Source organism: Anaerophaga thermohalophila DSM 12881 (assembly GCF_000191885.1).
GTDB classification, from domain to species: domain Bacteria; phylum Bacteroidota; class Bacteroidia; order Bacteroidales; family Marinilabiliaceae; genus Anaerophaga; species Anaerophaga thermohalophila.
This window is the reverse complement of the sequence record NZ_AEWI01000209.1, coordinates 22,836-33,185: the sequence shown is the minus strand read 5'-3', so window position 1 is coordinate 33,185 and position 10,350 is coordinate 22,836. Positions and strand designations below refer to the sequence as shown.

Annotated in this window: 8 protein-coding genes; 2 read left to right on the top strand and 6 right to left on the bottom strand. The window is 41.1% G+C overall.

Annotated elements, in window-relative coordinates:
• The first annotated feature begins 452 nt into the window (after positions 1-452).
• Both ATH1_RS0118335 and ATH1_RS0118330 read left to right on the top strand, forming a co-directional pair.
• Positions 453-1,250 carry an O-methyltransferase gene (locus ATH1_RS0118335; protein WP_010425095.1) on the top strand — a complete coding sequence of 266 codons (798 nt, stop codon included), beginning with the start codon at positions 453-455 and terminating at the stop codon, positions 1,248-1,250.
• A gap of 354 nt (positions 1,251-1,604) precedes the next feature.
• Positions 1,605-2,309: an ABC transporter ATP-binding protein gene (locus ATH1_RS0118330; protein WP_010425093.1), complete on the top strand. Its 705-nt coding sequence runs from the start codon at positions 1,605-1,607 to the stop codon at positions 2,307-2,309.
• A gap of 147 nt (positions 2,310-2,456) precedes the next feature.
• Here the strand turns inward: ATH1_RS0118330 and ATH1_RS0118325 are convergent, their stop codons facing one another.
• The 6 genes from ATH1_RS0118325 to ATH1_RS0118300 all read right to left on the bottom strand — a co-directional run bounded on the left by ATH1_RS0118325 (position 2,457) and on the right by ATH1_RS0118300 (position 10,289).
• Positions 2,457-3,398 (bottom strand): LysO family transporter, encoded by a 942-nt coding sequence (locus ATH1_RS0118325; protein WP_010425091.1) that lies wholly within the window; start codon positions 3,396-3,398, stop codon positions 2,457-2,459.
• Positions 3,399-3,878: 480 nt separating this feature from the next.
• Positions 3,879-5,999 carry a Tex family protein gene (locus tag ATH1_RS0118320; RefSeq protein ID WP_010425090.1) on the bottom strand — a complete coding sequence of 707 codons (2,121 nt, stop codon included), beginning with the start codon at positions 5,997-5,999 and terminating at the stop codon, positions 3,879-3,881.
• Between the two features lie 79 nt (positions 6,000-6,078).
• Positions 6,079-7,287, bottom strand: a complete 1,209-nt coding sequence (locus ATH1_RS0118315; RefSeq protein WP_010425088.1) for a DEAD/DEAH box helicase — start codon at positions 7,285-7,287, stop codon at positions 6,079-6,081.
• Between the two features lie 36 nt (positions 7,288-7,323).
• Positions 7,324-8,508 carry a class I SAM-dependent rRNA methyltransferase gene (locus tag ATH1_RS0118310; protein WP_010425087.1) on the bottom strand — a complete coding sequence of 395 codons (1,185 nt, stop codon included), beginning with the start codon at positions 8,506-8,508 and terminating at the stop codon, positions 7,324-7,326.
• Between the two features lie 418 nt (positions 8,509-8,926).
• The gene (locus tag ATH1_RS0118305; protein ID WP_010425086.1) at positions 8,927-9,505 is read right to left on the bottom strand and encodes a 3'-5' exonuclease; all 579 of its coding nucleotides are present in this window, start codon (positions 9,503-9,505) and stop codon (positions 8,927-8,929) included.
• A 142-nt stretch (positions 9,506-9,647) separates the two neighbouring features.
• Positions 9,648-10,289 carry a DUF5063 domain-containing protein gene (locus ATH1_RS0118300; RefSeq protein WP_010425085.1) on the bottom strand — a complete coding sequence of 214 codons (642 nt, stop codon included), beginning with the start codon at positions 10,287-10,289 and terminating at the stop codon, positions 9,648-9,650.
• Between the last annotated feature and the right edge of the window lie 61 nt (positions 10,290-10,350).

The following is a 10,350-nucleotide window of genomic DNA, read 5'->3' as shown; positions in this document are numbered from 1 at the left end:
CAATCTAACAATCTAACAATCTAATGATCTAATGACCTAATTACCTAATGACCTAATTACCTAATTACCTATTAAGGCAATCTTTGCCATGCTCGTTTCATCTTAAAAAAATCTAAAAAACTCTATATCAATCATTTGTTTTAAAGTGCCAGATGGTTGCTTATCAGGCTGATTTTCGAAATAGACTGAAAATTTCCTGATAAAATTTATCACTTCTGCCTTCTGCCTGTTAAACTTCTGCCTGATGGCTACTTATATCTGATAATCTATTAAGGCAAACCTTGTCATGCTTGTTTCATTGGCAAACAATATGCAATGAGTAAAGATTTTTAGTAACGTACATTTGGTTTAGCTTCAAAAAATGAATCATATTTGTAGTTTCATTTTTATGATGGCTTAAATGTTTGTTCCAGAATATGTACCAACATCTGTTAAATAGATAAAATTAGAAATTGAACACCCGTATTCTTTTTTTCAGGATTCGTTCTTACTTGAAATATTTTCTTTTTGCAGGACATCGCAAGGGATATGGCATTCATTCGCCCTTTGTTTTCTTTCTGGTTAGAGAATTGGTGGGGGAGAAATATCCGTTTTATGCTTTTAAAAGAATTGATGCTGCCAGAAGGATGCTTTTAAAAAACAACACAGTTGTTGAAACCGATACACTTGGGGCGCCTTCTGTGTCAAACAAAAAGCAGAAGAAAATAAAACAACTGGTTTCGGAAGGAAGCCTCCCTCCGAAATTCGGGGAAATACTTTTCAGATTGATCAACTATTTTGACGCGCGCAATATTATAGAACTGGGCACGGGTACCGGACTTAGCACACTTTGGTTAGCATTGCCCCATTCGCGTTCCCGTGTCATTACCATTGAAGGTAATGCCCGGCTGTCTGATATTGCAAAGCAATTATTTGAAATTGTTGAAGTCTCAAACATCAGGGTATGGAATGGTTCTTTTGCAGAACTTTTACCAGAGGTTTTAGACCAGCTTCCCCGGCTTGATTTTGTCTTCTTTGATGGTGATCACCGCAAGGATAGTGTACTAGGGTATTTTGAAACATGTCTGAAAAAAGTGCACAATAATACCATCTTTGTGTTTGATGATATCCATTGGAATAAAGAGATGGAAGAGGCGTGGCATATTATTTCATATCATCCTCAGGTCACAGTCTCACTCGACTTTTACAGGATAGGTATTGTCTTTTTCAGAAAAGAATGTACCAAACAGCATTATATGGTCCGGTTTTAATGTTATTGGGGCATTGTCAGGCAAGCGTAACACAGCAAATGGTACTATATGAACAGACACGAATTAAACCAAAAGGTGAGGTATATATCTAACTAATATGATTCAACCCTCCGGGAGCCGATACTCATGTATATATTATGTTCTGTAAACATTTGACCGCCGTCGGGATCAAATTATATCACATGAGGTGAACAGAACCAGAGCCAGAACCTGAAGGGCTTATATGTTTATAGCAAATGTTAAACAGAATAAAGAACACGGATGAAACGAGCATGATAACGTTTTCCACAACAGAACATGTATAAGTTCTTGCATGCGAGTTCCATTCGACCTTAATGAATAAATTTTATACCAATGAACAGCAATGTAATCTTAATAGAAGACCTTCACAAGCATTATCATCTTGGAACTCAGGTTGTGAAAGCGCTGAATGGCGTGACACTGTCAATTGATAAGGGTGAATATGTCGCCATTATGGGCCCTTCGGGTTCCGGGAAATCTACATTGATGAATTTAATTGGTGCGCTTGATACGCCGTCAAAGGGACGATATGTTTTAAACGGAACAGATGTTAGCCACTTGAGTGATGATGAATTGGCTGAAATAAGAAATCGTGAAATTGGCTTTGTTTTTCAAACCTTTAATTTGTTATCTCGTTATTCTGCTCTGGAAAACGTTGTTTTACCATTAATTTATGCTGGTGTTCCCAGGGAAGAACGATATAAAAGGGGAGAAGAAGCGCTCCGAAATGTTGGTCTTGCCGACCGTATGCTTCATAAACCTAATGAATTATCGGGCGGCCAAAGACAACGAGTGGCCGTTGCTCGTGCTTTGGTAAATCATCCGTCTCTAATCCTGGCTGATGAACCAACCGGAAATCTCGATTCAAAGACTTCTGTCGATATAATGCGACTGTTCGATCGGATTCATGCCGAGGGAAATACCATTGTACTTGTAACTCACGAAGAAGATATTGCTAAGCATGCCGAGCGTATAGTTCGCTTGCGGGATGGCGTTGTAGAGAGCGATGTAATGAATGAAGAAAAGGTACAGGCCTGATAAATAAAAATCCTGTTTGTTTTCGAAATGCAGGTGGCCTTGTCGTAAAAACGAATTTGAAACGCTTTCTGTTGTGACCTTTTGTAGTAAAAATTTACCCGCAATGTAAAGGCTGGTCATAAAAGGCGTGGGGGGGAGGAATTGTGATTAATTTCCCAACAGCAATGGTACCAGCACAGGAACAAGCATCGATAACACGATGCCGCTGAAAATGCTGATGACTGCAAACTCTTTTCCTGTTGCTTTTATGATTACCGGCAGAGTGGTATCCATGGCAGTAGCTCCACCCGACACAATGGCGCCGAGTTTTCCGAACCATCTGACAAGCCAGGGCGCCGCTACCAGCGTAAAAACTTCGCGGAAGATATTGGCCAGTAATGCAATAACCCCCATTTCATTTCCACTTATTTTACCGATTATGATTGCCGACAATGAATAATATCCGAATCCGGCACCGATTGCCATTCCGTTAGTGGCATTAATATCAGGTGTCAGAAATGAAATCAACAGGCTTCCCGTAAGACTTCCAACGATTACTACCACAGGAACAATCAGAATATGGAACCTGGTACTTCTTAGTATTTCCAGTGCTCTGGGGTCACTGCCGATTCCTGCGCCTACCAGTATCATCATAATGTATAAGATGGCAGTGGATACGGCACTGTTTCCCCAATATGCCGGCACTATCTTATTCAAAGCGCCTGTTATTCCGATAATAAAAAATAATAATATCCAGATGCTCTGGTTATTCAGAATTAATTTTATTGAGATTACTCTTTCATTTTCCCTGTCAGGTTTTCCACCCTTATTTGTATCTTTTGTGAAAAACGAAGATACCATGGCCGAAAGTAATAAACTTCCTGAAATTGCTCCACCACTCAGAGCAATTGCTTTCCAGCCTAACGTTGAAATATTGTTTATAACTCTTGTATCAGCCCCTACCGAAACGCCAAGAAAAAACAATAGCGCGAAAACAACCATACTGACAAGCTTTTCGTTCAGCGCTATGAATTTTTTATTGCCTCTGAAAAACGAACCTGCAACAATCCCGACAACAAATAAACCAATAACAATAAAGGATATGAACATGGCAAAAATTGTTATAAAATTGTTAGGACTGTTAGGACTGTTAGATTATTAGGGCTGTTAAATTGTTAGATTGTTGGGATTGTTAGCTAATGTAATAAAACTTATAACATTCTAACAACTAACACATTAACAATATTAACAACTTTAACAATTCTAACAGCCGTAACAATTTATTAAGTGTAAGATGAAACGAGCATGGTAAAGATTGTCACAAAAGTTGATGTATAAAATCAATTATGCGAGTTCCATCAGACCAATAACTTAGACTTATTTTATACTGATGAAACGAGCATGACAAGGTTTATCACAAAAGTTGATGTATAGAATCAATCATGCGAGTTCCATCCGACCTTAATAAATAAATTTTATACGGATGAAAGAAGATGTATAACTACAATCCTACGAGTTCAGTCGAAAAATCGGGGTAGTTTATAAGCCCCGGATAAGGTGTTTTATCTAAATCTAATAATATGCAGGAAATCATATTTTCATCGACAACTGAATTCGTTTTCTTGCCACATCAACCTCGAGCACTTTAACCTCTATATGCTGGTGAAGTTTTACCACATCGGCCGGATTTGAGATATATCTGTCGGCCATTTGGGAAATATGTACCAGGCCGTCTTGCTTAACCCCAACATCCACAAAGGCGCCGAAATTGGTGATGTTGGTAACAATTCCCGGAACAACCATTCCGGGCTTAAGGTCTTCTATAGAAAAAACGTCTTTTGCAAACTCGAATACTTTAATGGTTTGTCGCGGATCACGCCCCGGTTTTTCTAATTCTTCCATGATATCTTTCAATGTTGGTAGTCCGGTTGTATCTGTAACATACTTCTGAATATCGATTTGTTCACGTAAATGTTTGTTTTTGATTAGGTCCGTAATAGTACATTTCAGATCTTTTGCCATTTTCTCAACGATGGAATAGGATTCCGGGTGGACAGCTGTATTGTCCAAAGGGTTTTTGGCATTGCTGATTCTCAGAAAACCTGCAGCCTGCTCATAAGCTTTGGCGCCCAGGCGGGGCACTTTTTTTAGTTGACTGCGACTTTCGAAAGGGCCGTGTTCGTTGCGAAAGGCTACTATGCTTTTCGCCAGTGCCGGGCCCAGGCCCGAAATGTAAGTGAGCAGGTGATGACTGGCAGTATTAAGGTTAACGCCGACCATATTAACCACCGATTCTACTGTTCTGTCAAGTGCTTCTTTAAGTTTTGTTTGGTCTACGTCATGCTGGTACTGACCCACCCCGATGGATTTGGGATCGATTTTTACCAGTTCTGCCAATGGGTCCATCAGGCGCCTTCCAATGGACACGGCACCACGTACAGTGACGTCGAAATCGGGAAATTCTTCACGTGCGGCTTTGCTGGCACTATATACCGAGGCGCCGTCTTCACTGACCACGAAAACCTGCAAATCGCGATTGAATTTTATTTTTCTGACAAATGCTTCTGTTTCACGGGAGGCTGTTCCGTTACCAATGGCGATAGCTTCTATATTATAAGCATCAACCATCGACGAGAGTTTTTTCATCGATTTCCCGGTTTCTTTTTGCGGAGGATGTGGATAGATGGTTTCATTGTGCAGCAGTTCGCCTTGTGCATCCAGACAAACCACTTTGCATCCTGTCCTGTAGCCGGGATCGATGGCGAGCACACGTTTTTGACCCAGTGGAGGTGCCAGGAGAAGCTGCCTGAGGTTTTCTGTGAAAACTTTAATGGCCTCTTCGTCCGCTTTATCCTTGAAAGTAGCCAGCGTTTCGTTTTCGAGGGAAGGGGCCAGTAACCTTTTGTAAGCATCTTCAATCGCCATAGCCACTTGTTTCGAAGCAGCCGTATCTCCTTTGATGAAAAGATGTTCCAGCCTGGGAATTATTTCTTCCTGTGGGGGTTGGGCTGAAATTTTCAGAATACCTTCTTTTTCGCCTCGTTGCATTGCCAGAAAGCGGTGTGACGGGCATTTTTTCAGTGGTTCGCTCCAGTCGAAATAGTCGCGGTACTTTGCACCCTCTTCTTCTTTTCCTTTAATGAGTTTTGAAGTAATTAAAGATTTGTGATAAAAGGTGTTTCGCACAATCTCTCTGGCGGTCTTGTTTTCGTTGATCCACTCGGCGACGATATCTCTGGCACCCTGAATGGCAGCCTCAACATTGGGAACTTCATCAGAGAGAAATTGTGTAGCACGGTTTTCCACATCTTTTTCGGCCTGCTTCATAATGATTTTGGCAAGCGGTTCAAGTCCCAGCTCTTTGGCTTTTGAAGCACGTGTTTTTCGTTTGGGCTTGTATGGAAGGTAGATATCTTCAAGTTCGGTACTGTCGTAACAGTTTTCGATACGTTCTTTTAGTTCGGAAGTCAAAGCATCCTGCTCTTCTATGGTTTTCAGAATGGTTGCTTTGCGTTTTTCGAGTTCCTTAAATTTGTGGTACGACTCCTTTATTGCGGCGATGGCTACTTCGTCGAGGCTGCCGGTTCGTTCCTTCCTGTAGCGGCTGATGAAGGGAATGGTAGCACCTTCGTCCAGAAGCTCCAGTGTGTTTTGAATTTGGGGAGCAGAAATCCCTGTTTGTTCAGCTATCAGATTTGGGATGGATTGCATGAATTATAGAGTTTTAGATAGTGATACAACATTGCATTTCGTTACTTCAGGGCCGGGTAGGATAATTCTTAATTAATTCTTAATGTCTCTTTCCTTTTTTCCTGAAGTTTCGTTTTTGGTAACTTTTCCCGCCTTTTTTGTCGGGATTGTACTCCGGCCCCTGACCGATTTCTTCTGGAGGGGGCATTTTGATGATGGTGGATTCGATTAATTCTTCAATATTTCTGAAATCCCGCTGATCCCTGTCGGTAATGAAGGTCAATGCCACACCTGTTGAGGAGGCGCGGGCGGTTCGTCCTACACGGTGCACATAATCTTCGGCATCATTGGGAACATCAAAATTGATAACCAGGTCGATGCCTTCCACATCGATACCCCGGGCAATAATGTCGGTGGCCACAAGAATTTGGATATTCCGGTTCCTGAATTGTCGCATTACTTCGGTGCGTTCTTTCTGATCAAGGTCAGAATGTATGGCATGAGCATTAAGCCCGTTTTGTTTTAATGACCGCTGAATATCTTTAACTTTTTGTTTCGTGGAAGAAAAGATGAGAATGCTTTTCAGGTCTTTTCCCTTTAACAGATTGTTGACCAGAGGAATTTTCTGGTTTTCATAGACAACGTAGGCTGCCTGAAGGATACCTTCGGCCGGCTTGGATAAAGAAATATTGACTTCTTCGTAGTCGGACAGCAGTTCACGGGCAAGCTTTCTGATTTTGGGCGGCATGGTTGCCGAAAACATCAATGTTTGACGCTTTTTAGGGAGGTAGGAGACAATTTGCATAATGTCCTCATAAAAGCCCATGTCCAACATTCTGTCAGCTTCATCCAGAATGAGATGTTCAAGCGTGTCCATCTTTACATAGCCCATGCTCAGGTGCTGGATCAATCTGCCGGGAGTGGCAACGATGATATTGGCCCCGGTTGTAAGAGCATTCTTCTGCCTGTTCCATAGTCCGGCATCATTGCCACCGTATACAGCTATGGAGGTGACATTCAGAAAGTAACCAAATCCTTCCATCTGTTGGTCGATCTGCATGGCCAGTTCGCGGGTGGGTACTAAAACAAGCGTGTTCAGCCCTTGTGTCTGATTTACAGCCTGCCGGTTCAATATCGGTAACAGATATGCAGCTGTTTTCCCTGTCCCGGTCTGTGCACAGGCAATGAGGTCCTTACCTCTCATGATTGCCGGAATGGTTGCTTCCTGAACAGGGGTAGCATCATCAAATCGCATGGCTTCCAATCCTTCCAGGACTTCAGCCGAAAAATTAAATTCCGTAAACTTCAATGTATTTTATGATTTTGAAAATGTTTATTATTCAGTTTATTCAACAAAAAGAACCAGCCCCTTCAGATATTCACTTTCGGGGTGATAAATGTTAACAGGATGATCAGCCGGTTGCTCCATTTGGTGCATTATGCGTACATTGCGTCCTGTTTTTGCAGCTGCTGAGAATACAGCTTTTCTGAAGGCATCACGGTTAATTACCTGGGAACAGGAAAAGGTAAAAATGATGCCGCCGGGTCTGATGTTTTCAATGGCTTTGGCATTTAACTTCCTGTATCCCTGCAATGCATTGGGGATAACCTTCAGGTGTTTGGCAAAAGCCGGCGGGTCAAGTATCATCAGGTCATATTGATCTTTGCTTTTGTCGAGAAATTTGAAGGCATCTTCAGCAAAAGCTTCATGTCTTATGTCACCCGGAAAGTTTAGTTCCACATTTTGTTTGGTCAGTTCAATGGCTCTTTCGGAGCTGTCGACCGAGTGTACACGCGAAGCGCCTCCGCGCAATGCATAAAAGGAGAAGCCGCCGGTGTAGCAAAACAGGTTCAATACATTTCTGTTTTTGCTGTATTTTTCCAAAAGCGTTCTGTTTTCACGTTGATCAATAAAAAAACCGGTTTTTTGGCCTTTTTCGAAGTCGACCAAAAAGCGAAGGCCGTTTTCCATTGCTGTTTTGTCTTCGGTTTTTCCTCTCAGAAAGCCATTTTCGGGTTCAATCCGGGACTTATACGGAATGGTTCCTTCCGATTTATTGTAAATCGCTTTAAGGTCCGGCCCAAAAATATTTTCCAAAGCATTGCACAGCATATCTTTTATCAGATACATGCCAACGGTATGAATTTGAAGAACGGCCGTTCCGTTATACATATCGATGATGAGTCCGGGCATGCCGTCACTTTCACCGTAAACCAGGCGCCAGGCGTTGGTTTGTGAGGATTTTGTAAGGCCCAGGGTTTCGCGTAAAGCAAAAGCCTGTTGTATCTTTTTTGTCCAGAAAGCTTCATCCGGTTCCACTTTTTGGAACGAAAAAATTCTTACGGCAATGGAGCCTGTCTGAGAATGTCCCATTCCCATAAAGTTTTCCTTGTGGTCATACACTTCAACCACTTCGCCTTCTTCAATTTCGCGGTTCACTTTGTTGATGGCTCCGGAAAATACCCATGGATGAAATCTCAGGATACTTTGTTCTTTACCAGGCTTTAGATAGATTTTAGCAAATTCCATGTAGATGATTGGAAAATTTAAGAGCTTTTTTCTTTTTTTGGTCGGCTTTAACGGGCTTTGATGCGACGGGTTTCATCAGTATAAAATTAGTCTAAGTTATTGGTCTGATGGAACTCGCATGTAAGAGTTTTATACATGTTCTTTTGTGGAAATCTTTGCCATGCTCGTTTCATCAGTATAAAATTAGTCTAAGTTATTGGTCTGATGGAACTCGCATGATTGAGATTTATACATGTCCTTTTGTGACAAACCTTGTCATGCTCGTTTCATCTTACATTTAATAAATTGTTACGGCTGTTAGGATTGTTAAATTGTTAGGAATGTTGATATTGTTGAAGTGTTAGTTGTTGAAATATTATAAGTTTTATTACATTCGCTAACAATCTAACAATTTAATGATCTATTATGACAATTTTTGTCATGCGCGTTTCATTTTCTTTATTTTATTGTAGATTTTTAGTGCCACCCATGCATCAGTTGCTGCATACAATATTTGTCCTTCACTTAAAGAATCGGCCTCCCAGTTGGAAAGTCTCTGCCTTTTGGAAATGCGGATGCCAAGAAGGAGTCCTGCCAGATCCTTCAGGCTCAATACTTCTATGCCATATTTTGGTGCCAGTTCCTGAATGTCAATAAATCCTTCCGGTGTGAAGTTGTTGAGATGCTGCAATCCTCTCAGGTCATCCCGAATGCCGACTCCTACCTTCTTAATTCCCGGGTTCGAAAGAAGTTGTGTCAGAGCTCCGTTGAAACCGGTCATGTTCAGTCTGAACAGAAACGCCTCTTCTTCAGTGCTTAATTGCAGTAGGGCTACATCGTGTGAGACCCCTTTCTTAAATGATGGTTTGGTTTCGGTATCGAAACCGATAATTCTCTCATTCCGGAGTTTCTCCACAACATGAGTTATCTGTTTGGGATCTTCTATTACATTTACAGTTCCTTCGAACTGTTTTAGTGGTAATTCCTTTATGTCGTCTTTAGTGATCTTATTTTGCATTCAATATTTTGAGTTTTTTAGCCGATTGGTGTTAAACTACATGTTATCAAAAATCTTTCTTTCCGGTAATCAGGCGGATCGGACAGTTTAGATGATTTATTCGAATAAAATCTATTTTTTAAGGCCAAATGGAATTTATCAATTACAAAGCAACGTCATCGTGGTCATTTTGCCAGTCTTTTTGCATTTTCGATATCAACCAGTCTTCTGTGTTTCTTTTGTCCTCAAGAGGGTCAACTTCATCATTTTCTTCGTCTATGTCTTCTCCGTTGAAAGCAACTTCATGAAGTGCTCTGAGAACATTAACCAGCCTTTGGCCCCAATATTCTTCAAAGTTGTTTACCAATTCTATCAGTGCATCATTCATTATTTCTGTTACCGCTGTCCGGTAACTCATTAAAAAATCTTTTACATCCTGATAGATATCGGAAAGATTTTCTGAAATGGTGGCTGTCAAAGGCTCCACGCTGCGTTGCATATCGGCTGTAAAAACTTCCAGATAATCGTTGTACGGACCCATCTTTAATAAAATGGCATTTTGAATTTGCTGATATTCCTCTTCCGACACAAATTTTTCCAGGAAGTCGTCTTTGAGCATGGTTTCTGTCTTTGGCAAAACCGATGCTTTCAGATACAAAAGGGGTAACATTTTACGTCCTGTGTCAATAAATTCCCTTCTTGGAAAATCCGGTGTTTTTTCCAGCCAGGCACAAAATTCCTTTGCAACCGTCACAAATTCAATGACATTTCTTGAATATACCGGATGTTCAAAATCTGTTTCCATAGCGGGTGCAAAATTAGTGATAAATATTGATAATGTAGTGATTAATGTTGACGAATGCAAA

Coding starts and splice junctions, on each gene's coding strand:
- ATH1_RS0118330 (WP_010425093.1), top strand. CDS start 1,605: ATGAACAGCAATGTAATCTTAATAGAAGACCTTCACAAGCATTATCAT.
- ATH1_RS0118325 (WP_010425091.1), bottom strand. CDS start 3,398: ATGTTCATATCCTTTATTGTTATTGGTTTATTTGTTGTCGGGATTGTT.
- ATH1_RS0118320 (WP_010425090.1), bottom strand. CDS start 5,999: ATGCAATCCATCCCAAATCTGATAGCTGAACAAACAGGGATTTCTGCT.
- ATH1_RS0118310 (WP_010425087.1), bottom strand. CDS start 8,508: ATGGAATTTGCTAAAATCTATCTAAAGCCTGGTAAAGAACAAAGTATC.
- ATH1_RS0118305 (WP_010425086.1), bottom strand. CDS start 9,505: ATGCAAAATAAGATCACTAAAGACGACATAAAGGAATTACCACTAAAA.
- ATH1_RS0118300 (WP_010425085.1), bottom strand. CDS start 10,289: ATGGAAACAGATTTTGAACATCCGGTATATTCAAGAAATGTCATTGAA.